General features: G+C 61.2%; 13 protein-coding genes. 6 read left to right on the top strand and 7 right to left on the bottom strand.

The genetic code is table 11. The features are described from left to right. The first annotated feature begins 80 nt into the window (after positions 1-80). Entirely contained in the window at positions 81-1,880 is a 1,800-nt protein-coding gene (gene lepA, locus ACYVL5_RS11130) for an elongation factor 4 (RefSeq protein WP_460595644.1), read from the top strand. A gap of 49 nt (positions 1,881-1,929) precedes the next feature. Beyond that, positions 1,930-2,610, top strand: a complete 681-nt coding sequence (gene lepB, locus ACYVL5_RS11125; RefSeq protein ID WP_460595643.1) for a S26 family signal peptidase — start codon at positions 1,930-1,932, stop codon at positions 2,608-2,610. 289 nt (positions 2,611-2,899) lie between these two features. Here lepB and ACYVL5_RS11120 read toward each other — a convergent pair whose 3' ends face one another. Next, the gene (locus tag ACYVL5_RS11120) at positions 2,900-4,213 is read right to left on the bottom strand and encodes an aminotransferase class I/II-fold pyridoxal phosphate-dependent enzyme (RefSeq protein WP_460595642.1); all 1,314 of its coding nucleotides are present in this window, start codon (positions 4,211-4,213) and stop codon (positions 2,900-2,902) included. Between the two features lie 453 nt (positions 4,214-4,666). On the opposite strand from ACYVL5_RS11120, the gene ACYVL5_RS11115 reads away from it, so the two are divergent. Then, on the top strand, positions 4,667-9,145 hold the full coding sequence (locus tag ACYVL5_RS11115; protein ID WP_460595641.1) for a DEAD/DEAH box helicase: 4,479 nt from the start codon (positions 4,667-4,669) through the stop codon (positions 9,143-9,145). A gap of 45 nt (positions 9,146-9,190) precedes the next feature. After that, positions 9,191-9,811 (top strand): HdeD family acid-resistance protein, encoded by a 621-nt coding sequence (locus ACYVL5_RS11110; protein ID WP_460595640.1) that lies wholly within the window; start codon positions 9,191-9,193, stop codon positions 9,809-9,811. Positions 9,812-9,913: 102 nt separating this feature from the next. On the opposite strand, the gene ACYVL5_RS11105 is transcribed toward ACYVL5_RS11110, so the two are convergent. The 4 genes from ACYVL5_RS11105 to ACYVL5_RS11090 all read right to left on the bottom strand — a co-directional run bounded on the left by ACYVL5_RS11105 (position 9,914) and on the right by ACYVL5_RS11090 (position 14,491). After that, positions 9,914-10,186 carry a hypothetical protein gene (locus ACYVL5_RS11105; protein ID WP_460595639.1) on the bottom strand — a complete coding sequence of 91 codons (273 nt, stop codon included), beginning with the start codon at positions 10,184-10,186 and terminating at the stop codon, positions 9,914-9,916. A 476-nt stretch (positions 10,187-10,662) separates the two neighbouring features. Beyond that, positions 10,663-11,835, bottom strand: a complete 1,173-nt coding sequence (nifS, locus tag ACYVL5_RS11100; RefSeq protein WP_460595638.1) for a cysteine desulfurase — start codon at positions 11,833-11,835, stop codon at positions 10,663-10,665. Beyond that, positions 11,832-12,695, bottom strand: coding sequence for a Fe-S cluster assembly protein NifU (gene nifU, locus ACYVL5_RS11095; RefSeq protein WP_460595637.1), 864 nt, complete (start codon positions 12,693-12,695; stop codon positions 11,832-11,834). Before nifU ends, nifS begins: the two co-directional genes overlap by 4 nt. A 377-nt stretch (positions 12,696-13,072) precedes the next feature. Continuing rightward, entirely contained in the window at positions 13,073-14,491 is a 1,419-nt protein-coding gene (locus ACYVL5_RS11090) for a phosphoglucomutase/phosphomannomutase family protein (RefSeq protein ID WP_460595636.1), read from the bottom strand. A gap of 217 nt (positions 14,492-14,708) precedes the next feature. Between ACYVL5_RS11090 and ACYVL5_RS11085 the strand changes: the two genes are divergently transcribed. Both ACYVL5_RS11085 and ACYVL5_RS11080 read left to right on the top strand, forming a co-directional pair. After that, entirely contained in the window at positions 14,709-15,002 is a 294-nt protein-coding gene (locus tag ACYVL5_RS11085; protein WP_460595635.1) for a PxxKW family cysteine-rich protein, read from the top strand. 216 nt (positions 15,003-15,218) lie between these two features. Further along, complete coding sequence (locus tag ACYVL5_RS11080; protein ID WP_460595634.1) at positions 15,219-15,671, top strand: NUDIX hydrolase; 453 nt, start codon at positions 15,219-15,221, stop codon at positions 15,669-15,671. Positions 15,672-15,778: 107 nt separating this feature from the next. Here the strand turns inward: ACYVL5_RS11080 and ACYVL5_RS11075 are convergent, their stop codons facing one another. Both ACYVL5_RS11075 and gcvH read right to left on the bottom strand, forming a co-directional pair. Further along, positions 15,779-16,609 carry a menaquinone biosynthetic enzyme MqnA/MqnD family protein gene (locus ACYVL5_RS11075; protein WP_460595633.1) on the bottom strand — a complete coding sequence of 277 codons (831 nt, stop codon included), beginning with the start codon at positions 16,607-16,609 and terminating at the stop codon, positions 15,779-15,781. Positions 16,610-16,814: 205 nt separating this feature from the next. Continuing rightward, positions 16,815-17,213: a glycine cleavage system protein H gene (gene gcvH / locus ACYVL5_RS11070; RefSeq protein WP_460595632.1), complete on the bottom strand. Its 399-nt coding sequence runs from the start codon at positions 17,211-17,213 to the stop codon at positions 16,815-16,817. Positions 17,214-17,215: the final 2 nt, after the last annotated feature.

The raw sequence follows: 17,215 nt of genomic DNA, 5'->3' as shown, positions 1-17,215 counted from the left end.
TACACAGGGAGAAATCCCTTTACAATCAACGGGCAGTTCTATACTATTCATTAGTTAACCTCGACCGGATAAAGGACAGTATGGTAATTGAGCATATTCGCAACTTTTCCATAATCGCCCATATCGATCACGGGAAATCCACCCTCGCAGACCGCCTCCTCGAATTCACCGGCACCCTCTCTCAACGGGAAAAGCAAGACCAGTTCCTCGACAAGATGGATCTGGAGCGCGAGCGTGGAATCACCATCAAGGCCCAGACGGTACGCCTGCGGTACAAGGCGGACGACGGGAAGGATTACATCCTCAACCTGATCGACACCCCGGGACACGTGGACTTCAGCTACGAAGTCTCGCGCTCCCTGACCGCCTGCGAAGGTGGGCTTTTGGTGGTGGACGCCTCCCAGGGGGTCGAGGCGCAGACGCTCGCCAACGTCTACCTGGCGCTCGATGCCGACCTCGAAGTCTTCGTGGTGCTCAACAAGATCGACCTCCCGGCCGCCGAGCCGGAGCGCGTCAAGCAGGAGATCGAGGACATCATCGGCCTCGACACCCACGACGCGGTCCTGGCCAGCGCCAAGGAGGGGATCGGCACCAAGGATATCCTCGAAGAGATCGTCAAGAAGATCCCGCCTCCGCACGGGGATCCCGGGAAGCCCTTGAAGGCGCTCCTCTTCGATTCGTGGTACGACCAGTACCAGGGGGTCATCATCCTGGTGAGGATCATCGACGGCGTCGTCAAGAAGGGGGACAAGATCCAGCTGATGTCCACCAGGAAGACCCACGAGGTGCTGAAGGTAGGCGTCTTCTCCCCGGACATGCGGGAGGTGGCCTCCCTCACCTCGGGTGAGGTCGGTTTCGTCATCGCCGGGATCAAGGAAGTGGCCGACGCCAAGGTAGGCGATACCGTCACCACCCTGCACAACCCCTGCGACGCCCCGCTCCCCGGCTACAAGGAAGTGAAGCCGATGGTCTTCTCGGGGCTCTACCCGATCGACACCTCGCAGTACGAGCAACTGCGCGACGCGCTCGCCAAGCTCAAGCTGAACGACTCCTCCTTCTCCTACGATCCGGAGACCTCCATAGCGCTCGGCTTCGGTTTCCGCTGCGGCTTCCTTGGGCTTCTCCACATGGAGATCATCCAGGAGCGGCTCGAGCGTGAGTTCAACCTCGAGCTGATCACCACCGCCCCGACCGTCGTCTACCGGGTCCACCGGACCGACGGGAGCATGATCACCATCCAAAGCGCCAACCAGCTTCCTCCCACCCAGGAGATCGCCTACGTCGAGGAGCCGTTCATCCTCGCCTCCATCCACGTCCCCAACGACTTCGTCGGCGGGATCCTGGCCCTTTGCGAGGAAAAGCGCGGCGTGCAGCGGGAGATCAAGTACCTCACCCCGACCAGGGTCATGGTAGTCTACGAGCTCCCCTTGAACGAAGTGGTGCTCGACTTCTACGACCGCCTGAAATCGATCACCAAGGGGTACGCCTCGCTGGATTACGAGATACTCGACTACCGGCAGAGCGAACTCGTGCGCCTCAACATCATGATCAACGGCGAGGTGGTGGATGCCCTCTCCCTGATCATCCACAAGGACAAGGCGTACTACCGCGGACGGGAGCTGGTCTCCAAGATGAAGGAGCTGATCCCGCGCCAGATGTTCGAGATCGCCATCCAGGCGGCGGTCGGCACCAAGGTCATCGCCCGGGAAACCGTGAAGGCCCTGCGGAAAGACGTACTCGCCAAGTGCTACGGCGGAGACATCACCAGGAAGAGGAAGCTCCTGGAGAAACAGAAGGAAGGCAAGAAGCGGATGAAGAACGTCGGTAACGTGGAACTGCCGCAGGAGGCGTTCCTGGCCATTCTCAAGGTCGAGGGTTAGCCGCCGGCAGCGAAGGATCTCCGCGCAACCAAAAGGGGAAAAGACTTTTATGGAAGATTACAAGAATGTGGTAGCCGACAAACCGGTGGAGGCCGATCCCGCCAAACCGGAGGTCAAACCCTACAAGGGCAAACACATCGTCAGGGAGTACGTCGAGTCCATCCTGATCGCGGTCCTGCTGGCGATGGTGATTCGAACCTTCGTCGTGCAGGCCTTCAAAATTCCCTCCGGCTCCATGGAAGACACCCTCGCCATCGGCGACCACATCCTGGTTAACAAATTCATCTATGGGGCCAAGATCCCCTTCACCAACACCCGCCTTCTCAAGATCAGGGATCCCCGCCAGGGAGACGTCATCGTCTTCGAGTACCCCGAAGACCCCTCCAAGGACTTCATCAAGCGCGTCATCGGCACTCCGGGGGACACCGTCGAGATCAAGGACAAGCACGTCTATGTGAACGGCAAGATCTACGCGAACCCGCACGAGGTCCACAAGGAGAGCGACGTCATCCCCAAGGAGATGAACCCGCGCGACTTCAAGGACCCGGTCAAGGTTCCGCCCAACTCCTACTTCGTGATGGGTGACAACCGGGACCGCTCCTACGACAGCCGCTTCTGGGGCTTCGTGACCATGGACAAGATCAAGGGGCTCGCGTTCATCAAGTACTGGTCCTGGGACAGCACCAAGATGCGCGTCCGCTTCGGCAGCATCGGGAAGCTGATCAACTAAGGCTTAAAGGCCATGGAACGCGGATGACGCGGATTGAGCGGATAACCGCGGATCAATCCCCATAACCGAACAGTAAAAGGCGGATCTACCGAATGGAAGGTCCGCCTTTTTATTGGTATCTGTAGGGTGGGCACCTTGTGCCCACGCGGAACCTACGGCCCAATGGGGCGACGCTGGAATAAGGTACCCTCTCCTCAGGGAGGGACAGGGTGAGGATGGGGTTTACAAAAAGAGAGGCCCACCGGGAAAACCGGTGGGCCTCTTTGTTCATCCTGTCAACTTCGGTGGCTTACATCCCCGGAGTGAGGTCCTGTACGCCCTTGTAGACGATATCGAAGAGCTCCGGGATGTCCTTCTCGGCGATGCAGGAGAAGGCGATACGGAGGTCGGTCTTGGTGGTGGAGATGGCGCCCACGCCGTACTTGTCGAGCAGGTGAACCCTCAGCTTCTCGGCTTCCACGGTCTTCAGCTTCAGGCACATGAAGTAGCCGGAATTGAACGGGTAGTAATCCCAGGCCTTCTCGTACTTGCCGCTGTTGAGCACTTCCTTGGTCTTGAGGGCACGCCCTTTCATGATCTGGAACTTCTCTTCCTTCTGGGCCAGGAAGTCCGGGGAGCGGAGCGCCTCGATGACGAAGGTCTGGGAGGGGTGCGGGCAGTTGGAGATGCGGGCACGGATGATGCCCATCGCCTTCTTCTCGAGGGCATTGATGACCGGAGCGTTCTCGTAGTCGTTGCCGTCGGCGAAGGTGACGAAGCCGGTACGGAAGCCCCAGACGAACTCTTCCTTGGTGGCGCCGTCGAGTTTGATGGCCAGGATGCGCGGGTGCAGGTTGGCCAGCTTGCCGAACAGCGACTCCTTCATGCTGTTCTCGTAGAAGAGGCCGAAGTAGGCGTCATCGGTGATGGCAACGACGTTGCAGCCACCCTCGGCGACTTCCTTGATGGCGGCCACCAGGGCGTCACCCTCTTCCACGGTCGGGGTGTACCCGGAGGGGTTGTTCGGGAAGTTCAAAAGCACGATGACCTTCCCCTTCTCCTCCGCGGAGTTCTGGAGAACGGCCTTGAAGGCGTCGATGTCATAACCGCCGGTCGCGGTGAAGGTCGGGTGCTTCTTGACGATGGCGCCGGAGCAGGTACCGAAGGTCAGGTTGTAGTTCCCCCAGAGCATGTCCGGAAGGATGAGGTGGTCACCCTTGTCGACGAACATGTCGGATACGATGGAGAGGCCATGGGTCAGCGCGTTGGTGACGATCGGGTTAGAGAAGTGCTTTCCTACCTGGCTCGGGTTCTCACGCAGCATCTTCTCCCGCCAGAGGGAGCGCAGTTCAGGCTTGCCTGCGGGAGGAGCGTACGGGAAGATGTCCTTCGGATCGAAGGAGGAGAGTTTATCCTGAATGCAGGAGAGGTACATCGGGCCGCCGTTTTCGGTGGCGATGCCGATGGTGGCGTTGAACTTATGAGCTTTTTCCTTGGCTTCTGCCGACTGGGTCAGGATGCCCTTCGGGAAGAAGAGATTCTTGCCGAGATCGGAGAGCATCTCCAAAACGTGCGGGCTGTGCTGCGCTAACTGCTCGTTCAATTCAGCGGCCAATGGGTTCATCAGTTCCTCCTGGATCTTTTTATGTTGATGTCTTCCGGGCTCATAGCCCTGGAGATTACTGAAAAAACCATTTAATCAGCATCACGCCCTTGTTGTCAATGGTTATGTCACTTCAATGTCAGCAAAGAGGAAAATTGATCCAGCTACTTCAGCCGGTAATGAGACTGTGTACTTTGAGTTGCACGACACACACGTGGGCTGGCAACTGCATCGATCATTAGCAGCACCTTATCATGGAGCGCCTGCATGTCCCCTACCCGACCCAAACCGCCGCCCGCCGGTTCCGCTGCCACCCAGGAGGAGTTTTAAGCGGATCACTGCTGCCGGGGGACCGGGAAGACCGGCAGGGGCTCCCTTCGAGACGATCTTCACCGTCCCCACAGAGGCCATGATGAGAGTATCCCCCGTCCATGCTATAATGAGTACTCATCCCCCCAATGACTACGAGCCCTTATGCCGCCCAACGTCCTCAGTCACTTCCATCCGCTCATCGCCCGCTGGTTCACCGAAACAGTGGGAGAGCCGACCGATGTGCAGCTTCGCACCTGGGCGGAGATAATGCGCGAGCGCCACGTGCTGGTCACGGCCCCGACCGGAAGCGGCAAGACGCTGGCCGCCTTTCTCTGGGCGATCAACCAGCTGGTCACCGGCGCCTGGCCTTCGGGAGAGACCCGCGTTTTGTACATCTCCCCCCTCAAGGCCCTCAACAACGACGTCCGGCGCAACCTGCTCGCGCCACTTGAGGAGCTCAGGCAGTACTTCCGCAACGCGGGGGCCACCTTCCCTGCCATCGGGGTCCAGACCCGTAGCGGGGACACCGCGGGCAGCGAACGCCGCAGGATGCTCCGCCATCCTCCCGAGATCCTGATCACCACCCCGGAAAGCCTCAACATCCTCCTCACCTCCAAGGGAAGCCGTGCCACCCTCACCGCCGTGTCGACCGTCATCCTCGACGAGATCCACGCCGTCGCCGGCAGCAAGCGCGGAACCCACCTCATGACCGGCGTTGAACGCCTCACCCTGCTAAGCGGAGAGTTCCAGCGCATCGCCCTCTCCGCCACGGTCCGCCCCCTGGAGACCGTCGCCGAATTCGTCGGGGGGCAGCGCCTGGTCGGGCGGGATTTCCAACGGCGCCCGGTCGCCCTGGTGAGAGGGGAGCGGACCAAACGTTTCAATCTCCAGATCACCGCCCCGGAGGAGAGCGAGCGGGGCCCGGAGGACGAGTTCTGGCTCCCGCTGGCCCGCCGCTTCGCCGAGATCATCCGGGAGCACCGCTCCACCCTCTTCTTCGCCAACAGCAGGAGGACCACCGAAAAGATCACCCGCCTCATCAACGAGGTGACCGGGGAGGAGGTGGCCTACTCGCACCACGGCTCGCTGTCGCGGGAGATCCGGCTGGCCGTGGAGGAAGGGCTCAAGCGGGGGGACCTGAAGGCCATCGTGGCGACAAAATCGCTGGAGCTCGGGATCGACATCGGGAAGCTGGACAGCGTGGTGCTGATCCAGACCCCGCGCTCCATATCCTCGGCCATCCAGCGGATCGGCCGCTCGGGCCACGGGGTCGGCGAAATCAGCTCCGGTCTTCTCTTCCCCACCAACGGGATGGACTTCATCTCCGCCGCCGTCATCTCACGCGCCATCGCCGAGGGTGAAATCGAGGAGCTGCATCCCATCGAGGCCCCGCTCGACCTCCTGGCCCAGATCATCCTCTCCATGGCCCTCCCCGAACAGTGGAACCTGGAGGAGCTGTACGAGTTTCTGAGGTGCAGCTACCCGTACCGCAACCTCTCCCGCCAGCAGTTCGACCTGGTGGTGGGGATGCTGGAAGGAAAGTACGCCGACTCCCGGGTGATCGAGCTCAAGCCGAGGGCCACCGTGGACCGGCTGGAGGACACCATCTCTACCAAGCCGGGACTCTCCATGCTGATTTACCTGGAGGGAGGCACCATCCCGGAACGAGGGTACTTCGAGCTTCGGGTCAAAGAGAGCGGTGCCAAGATCGGCGAGCTCGACGAGGAGTTCGTCTGGGAAAGAAAGCTCGGGGATACCTTCGCGTTGGGGGCCCAGGTCTGGCAGATCACCGAGATCACCCACAGCACCGTCCAGGTCGTCGCCGCCCACAAGCCTCAACAGATCATCCCCTTCTGGCGGGCGGAGGAGCTCGACCGCGATTTCTTCTACTCCGAGAAGGTCTCGACCTTCCTCGAGTACTGCGCCGACCACCTGGAAAGCGGTGGCTTCCTCGATGACATGCGCGATCGCCACTTTATGGACGAGACCGCGGCCGAGGCGCTTAGGACCTTCCTGCGCAGGCAGCGCGAGGCGAGCGGAACGGAACTTCCCCACCGGCACCACCTCCTGGTGGAGCACTTCCACGATCCCCTGGCCGAAGGCCACGCCCGGCAGATCATCCTGCACACCCTTTGGGGAAACAGTCTCAACCGCCCCTTCACCTTCGCCCTCTGCGCCGCCTGGGAGAAGCGCTACGGCTACGCGCTCCAGACTTTCTACAACAACGACGGGGTCGCCATCCTGGTACCGCACGAGGTCGAACTGGACGAGATCCTCTCCCTGGTGGCGCCGGAGAACCCCGAGTCGCTGTTGCGGGCCTCCCTGGAAGGAACCGGTTATTTCGGTGCACGGTTCAGGGAGAACGCCGGCCGCGCGCTCCTTCTGTCGCGCACGAACTTCAAACGCCGGATGCCGCTCTGGTTGAACCGCCTCCGCTCGAAGAAACTTCTCGCCTCCGTGCTCAAGTACCGCGACTTCCCGGTCCTTTTGGAGACCTGGCGGTCCGCTTTGCAGGACGACTTCGACTTGGGCGATCTCAGGCGGATGCTGGAGGAGCTCCATGACGGCGAGATCCGGGTTACCGAGATACGCACCACCTCCGCCACCCCGTTCGCCCGTGACCTCATCTGGCTCCAGACCAACAAGTACGTCTACGAGGACGACACCCCGCTTGCCACCCGTACCTCGGCACTGGGGCAGGACCTCCTCAAGGAACTCGCCTTCTCCTCGCACCTGCGCCCCCGCCTCCCCAGGGAGTTGGTCGCGCTCTTCGAGGCCAAGCAGCACCGCACCGCGCCCGGCTACGCACCCGATTCGCCGCGGGAGCTGATCGATTGGGTGAAGGAGCGGCTGCTGATCCCGCTCAGCGAATGGCGGGATCTTTTGGGCGCCATGGAGCGCGATAGCGGGCTTATCCCCGAAGAGGTGGCCCGGGAGGTGAGGGAGCGGGTTTGCCTGGTGGCGATACCGGGAGCCGCCGCGCCTCTCGTTTCGGCGGTGGAAATGCTGCCGGAAGTCGAACGGGGGCTCGGCCGTAAGTGGCAGGAGCTGCCCCTGGAGCCCGTGACCGGCGAGGAGCAGCTCCGTCCGCGGCTGGAGGATCTTGCCCGCACCATGATGGATCGAGCGGGCAAGGCGGCCACCGTCGAGGGGAGCGAGGAGGAGACCGGCCCCTCCCCCCTCCTCGGGAAGTGGCTCGCCTACTACGGTCCGGTGGACCTGAGCCGTCTGCAGGCGGCGCTCGGGATGCCGGGTCCCGCCTTCCAGGAGGCCATCGACGATCTCGAGGAGAGTAGCCAGGTCATTGTCGACTCGTTCACCGAAGGGGCCGGCGAAACCAGGCAGGTCTGCGACGCCGCCAATCTGGAATCGCTCTTGAGGATGCTCCGCCGCTCCCGCCGGGCGCCTTTCGAGGCGCTGGAACTCTCCGAGCTCCCCCTTTTCCTGGCTCTCCACCAGGGAGTCGTCCGCCGGGGGGATACGGTTGACGATCTGGCCAGGAGGCTTGAGCAGTTGCTCGGCACGCCGCTTTCCGCGGCCGCCTGGGAGGAGGAGGTACTCCCCGCCCGCCTCCACCCGTACTTCAACCCGTGGCTCGACAGTCTCATGCAGTCGAGCGACCTCCTCTGGTTCGGCTGCGGCGAAAAGAAGCTTTCCTTCGCTTTTCCCGAGGACCTCGACCTCTTCCAGGAAGCTGCCGAGAGCCCAGGCGCCGACGAGGAAACCATCGGCCGCCTGATCCCGGACCCGAAGGGGCACTATTCCCTTCCCGCGATCTGCCTCACCACGGGACTTCCGTCGGCGACCGTCGCCAGCGACCTCTGGAATCTGGCCTGGCGCGGAAAGGTCAGTAACGACTCCTTCGCGTCCGTCCGCAAGGGGATCCTCAACCGCTTCACCTCCAAAGAACCGGAGCAGCGCAGGGACTACCGCCGCCCCCCGCTCCCCAGCCGCTGGAACCGCGGCCAGGAACACGCCGGGAACTGGTACCTCCTCCCCGGCACGGCCCCCTCGCCGGACATCCTCGAGCGGGAGGAGCGGAACAAGGACCGCGTGCGGGTGCTGTTGGAGCGCTACGGCATCCTCTTCAAGGAACTCCTCATGCGGGAGCTCCCTTCCCTGCAGTGGAGCAGGCTCTTCCGCACCCTGCGCATCATGGAGATGTCGGGGGAGATCCTCTCCGGGAACTTCTTCGCGGGGCTTCCCGGTCTCCAGTTCGTCTCCCACGAGGCGTTCAGGGAACTCAAGAACGGGCTTCCGCGGGAGATGGTGTACTGGATGAACGCCACCGACCCGGCCTCCCTCTGCGGAAGCGGGCTGGACGGCATCCGTGGAGAGCTCCCCTCCCGCCTCCCTTCCACCCACCTGGTGTACCGGGACGCGCAGCTGGTGCTGATCTCCAAGCGCTACGGAAAGGAGATCGACTTCAAAGTCCCCCCCGACGACCCGCGCCTGCCGGAATACCTCGCGTTCTTCAAGATCCTCCTGACCCGGGAGTTCAACCCGCTCAAGCGTGTGTCGGTGCTAAGCATCAACGGCAAAGCCGCCGCCTCCTCCCCGTACGGGAGGCCGCTCAGGGAATTCGGCTTCGAGGAGTCGTACGACGGCCTGGAATTGTGGAGGAGGTACGAGGTACAATAACAGTAGTGGATTAGCGGCTTTAACTCCACAGGGAGGTGGTATTGTATGCAGTTCTCGACCCCTCACGGGCATGACCTCTTCCACCACGGGTTCTTCCAGCACAGCTGGTTCGCCCACGACATCTACGACGACGTCGGCGTTCACCGCGGATGGCTGGCCATCTCGGGGATACTCTTCATCCTCTTCGGGATCATCGGGTTCTTCATGGCGGCCGCCATGACCGTCGCCAGCGTGATCTTCTTCGGAGCCCTGGCCATTGCCGGCGGCATCATCCAACTGGTGCAGAGCTTCTCCTATCACGGACAGCGGTACGTGATAGGCGGCGCCTTGCTCGGTGTCCTCTACGTCATTGCCGGGCTGCTGATCGTCAGCAACCCGGTCGCCGCTTCGCTCAGCCTGACGCTCTTCCTCGCCGGAGCCTTGATCGCCCTCGGCGCGGTTCGTATCGGCTTCTGGATCCAGCACCGATCTCACCGGTACTGGCTCTGGTCGATCATTTCGGGCCTCATCTCGATAATGCTCGGCTTCCTGATCATCGCGCAGTGGCCGGTTACCGGACTCTGGGTGATCGGTCTCTTCGTATCGCTGGAGATGATTTTCCACGGTGCCTCAGCCCTGGGCTTGGCGATGGAGGGTACCACGCCGCCGACGAAACGGATGCTGTAGCGCCCCCAAAACCGAGGCGGTTACCATGACCGCCGAACGCAAAAAAGCCGCTCCCGAGAGGGAACGGCTTTTTTGTCTCTATGAAAACCGCAGGCCTTGTCGTTACTTGGGCGGCGGGGGAACCTGCTGTTCGGTGGTGGTCGTTGTGGTGGTCTCTTTCTTCATCACCTTTTTGTGGTGTTTTTTGTGGTGTTTTTTCTGGTGATGCTTCTTGTGGTGCTTCACGGGAGCCTTGGTTTCACCGCCGGCCGGGGCGCTGGTGGCCGCAGGTTCCTGGGTGGTGGTCGTCGTGGTGGTCGTTTCGGCTGCCGACACGAGGGCGGCAAAGGAAAGGGCTACCAGGGCACTGGCGATAACGGTAAGAACTCGTTTCATGGTCAGCCTCCTGAGTTGCGTGGTTAACTTCCATTACCCTGGACCTAGCATACGGCGTACCAACATCTCGCCAAAGGAACCTTTCCCTTCGAGGAAAAGGACAGGGTGAGGATGTGGCTGTCTTTTAGGTAAGTTAGAAGAGACCCTTTGCTCCTCAAGGAAGAGGAGCAAAGGGTCGGAAAGGAACTCCGGACTGCGCCCAGGAAATTTCATACCGCAAAAGGTAAATGCTCCGCCGGTTTTCAGGCTAAGGGTCCCCCATCCTCACCCCCGCCCTCCCCTTGAAGGGGAGGGAGAGATGGAAGGGTTCCGGAAGAGTCCTGAAAGGGAATGGTGGGCAGGGGACTGCCCACCCTACGAAGGTGACAGTTTACCCCGTCGAAGCAAAGTGAGGACGGGGAGATGCGCACCAACAAAAAGGGACGAGCCGAAGCCCGTCCCTTTTTATGGATGGTCTATCTCCCGCGAGGGAAGGTCTACTTCTTGTTCAGGAACTCTCTGCCAAAGGGCGACATCTGACGCAGGCGGTGGATGATCGGCGGCAGTTCCTTGATCACGGTATCGATCTCCGCGTCGGTGGTAAAGCGGGAGAGCGAGAAGCGGATCGAGCCGTGGGCGCAGGTGAAGGGAACCCCCATGGCGCGGAGCACGTGGGAAGGCTCGAGCGACCCCGAGGTGCAGGCGCTGCCGGAGGAGGCGCAGATTCCCTTTTCCGAGAGGAGCAGCAGGATCCCCTCCCCTTCCACGAATTCCATCGCGATGGAAAGGGTGTTCGGGAGCCTTTCGGCGCCGCCGCCGTTGATCCGGGTGTTGGGGATCAGGGCGCTAAGCTCGCGCTCCAGGCGGTCGCGCATGGCGCGCACGCGGGTGTTCTCATCGTCCATGTGGGCCATGGCCAGCTCGCATGCCTTCCCCATGGCGATGATGGAGGCGGTGTTCTCGGTGCCGGCCCTGCGGCCGCGCTCCTGGTGGCCGCCGACCAGCAGCGGACGGAAAGGAGTCCCACGGCGGACATAGAGAACCCCGACCCCCTTGGGGGCGTGCAGCTTGTGGCCGGAGATGGAGAGGAGATCGATGGAAGAGGTCGCCATGTCGAGCGGGATCTTCCCTACGGCCTGCACGGCGTCGGTGTGGAAGAGCGCCCCCTTGGCCTTGACGAGCTTGGCGGACTCCTCGATCGGGAAGATGACCCCGGTCTCGTTGTTGGCGTACATGAGGGTGACCAGCGCGGTATCGTCGTCGAGGGCCGCTTCCAGCTCGGCCATGTCGAGACGCCCCTCGCCATCGACGTTCAACTCGGTGACGCGGTAGCCGCGCTTGGTCAGGTTGCGGCACTGGGTCAGCACGGCCGGGTGCTCGACGCGGCTCGTGATGATGTGGCGCTTCTCCGGGAATACCTCCAGCGCGGAACGGATGGCGGCATTGTCGCTCTCGGTTCCGCAGGCGGTGAAGACGATCTCGTCGGGGTTGGCCCCCAAAAGTGCCGCCACGCGGGCGCGCGCCTGGTCGACCTTCTTCTGCACCTGGCCACCGAAGAAGTGCATGGAGCTCGGGTTGCCGTACAGCTCGCAGAAGTAAGGGCGCATCTCCTCGAAGACCAGCTCGTCTACCTTGGTGGTGGCGTTGTTGTCGAGATAGATCTCCTTCATCCCTGGACCTCCTGGACGTTGATGTCGGGAGCAACCAGTTCGCGAAGCTTCTGCTCGACGAACTTGGCGGTGTAGCCGGAGGAGGCGCAGCCGGCGCAGGCCTTGCGGAAGGCGACTTGGACGTTGGCGCCATCGATGTCGATCAGCTCGAGATCGCCACCGTCAGCCCACAGCTGGGGCCGGACCTCGTTTTCGAGGACTTCCTGGATGAGCTGCATCTTTTTCAGGTTGGTAAGCTTGGCGGCCGGCTTGGCAGCGGCAGCCTTCTTCTCCTCGCCCATAACCTCGGCGATGATCTCTTTGATCTTCGGGATGCAGCCGCCGCAGGCGCCGCCGGCCTTGGTGAAGTGAGTCACCTGCTCGGCGGTGTGCAGCTTGTTGGCGGCGATGACCTTCTTAAGGAAACCGTCGGTCAGGCCGAAGCATTTGCAGACGATCTCGCCTTCGTTTTCGACGTGGTCATGGCCGTGCCCATGGGCGGGAGCTTCCACGCCGCGGTACTTGGCGATGGCCGCTTCGAGGGCCTCCTGCCCCATCACGGAGCAGTGCATTTTCTCTTCGGGAAGCCCGCCCAGGAAGTCGGCGATCTCCTGGTTGGTCACCTGGAGCGCCTCGTCGAGGGTTTTTCCCTTCACCATTTCGGTAAGAGCCGAGGAAGAGGCGATAGCACTGCCGCAGCCGAAGGTCTGAAACTTGGCATCGACGATCCGCTCTTTCTTTTCATCCAGCTTGATGAACAGCTTGAGAGCGTCGCCGCAGGCCAGGCTTCCTACCTCGCCGACCGCATCGGCATCTTCTATCTCACCAACATTCCTCGGGTTGAGGAAGTGATCTTTAACCTTATCAGTATAGTCCCACATAGACCCTCCTGTTTAGATAGTCCCGGTATCATAGCGCAAAGCTGGTTTAAATTGAAACCCAAAAGTTCCATTGATCTACAGCATAACGGTCTGGTAACACCTATTGGTTGACCTACATCAACATTACTGCAATTCCCGCTCCCGACTGCGGCGCTAGCGCCGTTAGAAATGGGTATTTCTGAGTGAGGGGCGGTGCGGACGAGGATCACCCGCTGAAGAATCCTCATCCAGTCCTTCTCCTTGATGGAGAGGGAACGTCTCGCCGGCAGCATCGCCTCAGTAACGAAACGGGCATGCGCTGCGGCCAATAGTCGCAGGCATGCCCATTTATCCGGCAATCTACACTGGAATACCACCTTGGGGGAATGGTCCCTTGCCTAGCCCAGGATGAACTCGCGCCCGGCTTTGACCAGGGACTGCAGGCGATCCTCGCTGGACGCTTCGCAGTAGAGGCGAACCACCGGCTCGGTGCCCGACTTGCGGAACAAGAGCCAGCTGCCGTCCTCCAGGAGGAACTTGTTGCCGTCCACGGTGATCCGCTCCTTCACCTTGACGCCCGCGAAGCTGTCGGGAGTGGCGGCGATGCGCTCGGGGAAGGCCGACTCGAGCTCAGGGGAGAGCTCCAGGTTGACCCTCTTGGTAAGGTAGCGGCCGACCTTTTCGTAGAGCCGCTCCAGGAGCTCCTTGACGGGTGCCCCTTCGTGGGCCACCATCTCGGCGGTCAGCAGGCAGGCGAGGATGCCGTCCTTCTCGGGAACATGCCCCTTGATGGTGAGACCGGCGCTCTCTTCGCCGCCGATGATGATCTTGTCCTGCCCGATCAATTCGCCTATGTACTTGAAGCCGACCGGCGTCTCGTAGACAGGGATGCCGTGCATCTTGGCCACCGCGTCGATGAGGTGCGAAGTCGCCACCGAGCGCCCTACCCCGCCGGTCATCCCCTTCACCCGGACCAGGTAATCGAGCAGCAGGGCAATTATATAGTTCGGCTCGATGAAGCTTCCGTCACGGTCGACGATACCGAAGCGGTCGGCGTCGCCGTCGGTGGAGATGCCGAGGTGGATCTCGGGATCCTGCTGGACGAGACGGATGAAGTCCTGGATATATTTCTCCGACGGCTCGGGGGGGAAGCCGCCGAAGTAGGGATCGCGATGGGCATTCATCTGCACGACCTGCACGCCGTGCGCCTTGAGCGGTTCGGCCAGGTAACCGCGGCCGGTGCCGTAGAGGGGATTGACGGCGAGGGTCCCAAGCTTGGCGATCTCCTTGAAGTCCACCTTCTTCGAGATGTCTTCCAGGTAGGCCTGCATCGGATCGATCTCTTCGAGGAGTCCTCTCCGCTTGGCCTCCTCGAGGGAGACCTCCTGGTAGCAGATCTCTCCAGCCATCTCGTTGGCCCGGCGCTCGATATCGCGGGTGGTTTCGGGAAGTGCGGGCCCGCCGGAGGACGGGGACCATTTGATGCCGTTGTATTCGGGGGGATTGTGGCTGGCGGTGAAATTGATGGCCCCGGCGGTGCGGCGCCTTAAAATCTCGAAGGAAATTACCGGAGTCGGGGTATCGCGCACGCAGAGAAAGCTCTTGATGCCTGCGCCCGCCAGCACACGGACCGCCTCGCGGGCGAAGGCCTCGCCCATGAACCGGGAGTCGTATCCGACGATGATACCCTTGTCAGCCTCGCCCGATTCCTTGACATTGTCCGCGATGGCCTGAGTTACCACCTTCACATTTTCAAAGATGAAATCCTCACACATGATGCCGCGCCAGCCAGAAGTGCCGAAGGTGATACGCTGCATAAAAATCCTCCCGAGATATGAGTTGACGAGGCTGGGTCATAACCCGTAAAACCCCGTCCAGTGCAGATTTGGTCGAAGTTTTAAAGATTAATCGATTCTCCTGTGAGAGTCAAGTTTCACACAAAAAACTTGCGGCTTTTTGGGTTGACATTATTCTTTTGAAATTGATAGAGTAACCTCTATCAACAATTTCGAAGGATTAGAGGAGGCTTCAACCATGCAATGTCAAACCGTACTTCCTGGTGCCGAGTGTACTTTTCAGGGTAAACAGGGTTGCGTCTTTACGAATGGGGCTTGTCAGAACATTGTGGAAAACTGCGAAGGATGCGACCGTGTAGTCGACTCCACCATCGGCAAGGTCTGCAGCGCTTACCCGGCTCCGGAGAAGAAGTGGGCTGCCGGCATCTGCAACTTCGCTACCCATGTCAAAGTCGAGATCAAGACCGACGACGCGAAGATCAACCCGCTCAAAGCCTCCAAAAAGGCAGCCGGCTCCAAGAAGAAGAAGTAACCGTTTCACCGACTGCGGCGACGCAAAAAAGGGAGGACTCACAAGGTCCTCCCTTTTTTTGCCCCGCGGCAGCCGCAGGATGGCTTCTCGCCGCGTCGGAGCGGTACGCCCCACGCCACCCCTCCATCCATTCTTGGGCGAGGAACTCTTGTATCATCCCTGCTTTTAACGTACAACCCAAGGCCCCAGGCCCCATTATGCCGTTCAGGAGGTACCATGCCCTACGATTCCCTCGCCTGCCCCAACTGCGGGCACAAGATCAAAGCCTATAGGAATCCCTTCCCCACCGTGGACGTCATTATCGAGCTTCCCGAGGGTATCGTCCTCATTGAGCGCAAAAACGAGCCCTACGGATGGGCCGTTCCGGGAGGCTTCGTCGATTACGGTGAATCTCTGGAGACGGCGGCGGTAAGGGAGAGCCTGGAGGAGACGGGGCTCGAGGTGAAAAACCTGCGGCTGCTCGGGGTCTACTCGGACCCCGCCCGGGACAAGCGGAGCCATAACATTTCCACGGTCTTCGTCGCCACCGCCACAGGAAAGCCGCAGGCGGGCGACGATGCGGCGGGGCTGGCGGTGTTTGCGCTCGATGGACTGCCGCAGCCGCTCTGCTTCGATCATGCAAAGATTCTCGCGGACTACGCGGCCAGGAAACTTGCCGGGACCATCTAACCCCATCCTGACCCCAACCCTCCCCTTGAAGGGGAGGGAGAGCAGGGATGAAGGGGAGAAGAGAACCATAAGAAAAGCGGGGCACCGGTGAAACCGGGCCCCGCTTTTTAGTCGATCTCGTCGAAGAAGCGGATATCGGGGAGGGATGGGATGATCCCCATCTCGTAACAGTGGCGGAAGAAAAGGCGGGCTCCATCCAGGTGGGCCGGGGTGAGCTCGTAGGAGATGGTCTGCCAATAGTCCACCAGGTCCTCCTCGCTCAGCCACTCGCGCTCCGCACAGCTGCGCGCGATCTCGGCGTAGCTCCGGTAGGCGAGTTCCTTGGCGGCCACCAGGTCGCGCCCCAGGGCCGCCAACTCGGCCCGCTTATCGCGCGCCGCTTTCCGGGTCACGATCCAGAGGGCGAACACGAAGGGAAGCCCGGTAAAGCGGTGCCAGAGCTCGCCGAGATCGTAGATCCGGTACCCACCGCCGGCGGCAGCCCCTTTGAGGGCCTTGTCTCCGATTACCACCTGGGCGGGATACTTCCCCAGCGCCTCGTCAAGCGGAAGCGAGGTCCGCTCGAACCTGTTCTCGAAGTTGTACATCCGGGCCAAAAGCACCCGGGTGAGGTTCACCGAAGTGTCGGACTCGGTGCTGAGCCCGATGGTGCAGCCGTTCAGCTCCTCCACCGGCACCGTCGAGAAGAGGAAGACGCTCTTGACCGGACCGACGGCGCTGATGGAAAGCTCCCTCAGCAGGCAGTACTGCTCGTGGGCCTGGGCGTACTCGATCGAGGAGGACGGGCTTACATCGAGCTCCCCTCCCCTCAGCATCGCATTCAGGTGCGACGGCACCCCGTCCACGAAGCGGTAGCCGGAGCAGTCGAAATTTGATTCCAGGGAGGTGAAGATGGGGGTGCAGTTGGCATACTGGATGTGTCCGATATTGATAGTCACGGGAGAGCCTCTACCGAAAATGTAACAACCTCCTCCACCCGGCCTTCGGCCACCCTCAACCCTTTTTCATATTCCCTCGCCCCCATCGGGGAGAGGGTCAGGGTGAGGGGGAGGTTCGGGGCGAGGGTAAAGGGGCGAGGATAGAAAAGAACAAGGCGAGAGGTCATCTCGCCTTGTTGTTATGCAGTTGGATCTGCGAGGTCCGTCAGTCCTCGTCCTCATCCGACACGGAAACATACTCCTCGTATGCCTCCGCGGTCATCAGCAGGTTGGCTTCCTCATCGTCCGCCATCTCGATGATTACCAGCCACCCGGCGTCATACGGATCGTCGTTGATGAACTCGGGGGTGTTGTGAAGTTCCGAGTTCACCTCGAGGACGGTCCCCGAGAGGGGCGCGTACAGTTCAGCGACGGTTTTACGCGCCTCGATGGAGCCGAAGGAGTCTTCCTGCTCCAGGTCGTCGCCCTGCTCGGGAAGGTCGACGGAGGCGATGGTTCCCAGTTCCTTCTGGGCGTAGTCGGTGAGCCCGAAGACGGCGCGCCCACCTTCCAGGCGGACCCAGACGTGTTCCTTGCTGTACTTAAGCTCCTCAGGAAAATCCATAC

Source organism: Geomonas sp. Red276 (genome assembly GCF_054784495.1).
Note: the sequence above shows the minus strand (reverse complement) of the source record. Positions and strands in the feature narration are given on the sequence as shown.